General features: G+C 65.0%; 1 protein-coding gene. It reads right to left on the bottom strand.

Features of this window, described 5'->3' with window-relative positions; translation table 11 throughout:
- On the bottom strand, positions 1-203 hold a 203-nt coding region (locus ACOQFP_RS22530), incomplete at both ends, for a transposase (protein WP_421585582.1).

The raw sequence follows: 203 nt of genomic DNA, 5'->3' as shown, positions 1-203 counted from the left end.
GAGCTTGATCCGTTTGCGGGCCTCCCGTAGCTCGGCGGACTCGTCCAAGCCGGCCGGCGTCGTGCCTCGTTCGATGCCGTCGTCGCGGTCGGCGATCTTCAGCCACCGATGCAGACAGCCCTCGGATATTCCGAAGTCCTTTGCGATCTGACGCAATGGGGCCTCGCCCTTGCGTGCAACAGCGATGACGTCGCGGCGGAACT

This window comes from Rhodococcus sp. MALMAid1271 (assembly GCF_049195265.1).
In the GTDB taxonomy this organism is placed as follows: Bacteria; Actinomycetota; Actinomycetes; order Mycobacteriales; family Mycobacteriaceae; genus Rhodococcoides.
Note: the sequence above shows the minus strand (reverse complement) of the source record. Positions and strands in the feature narration are given on the sequence as shown.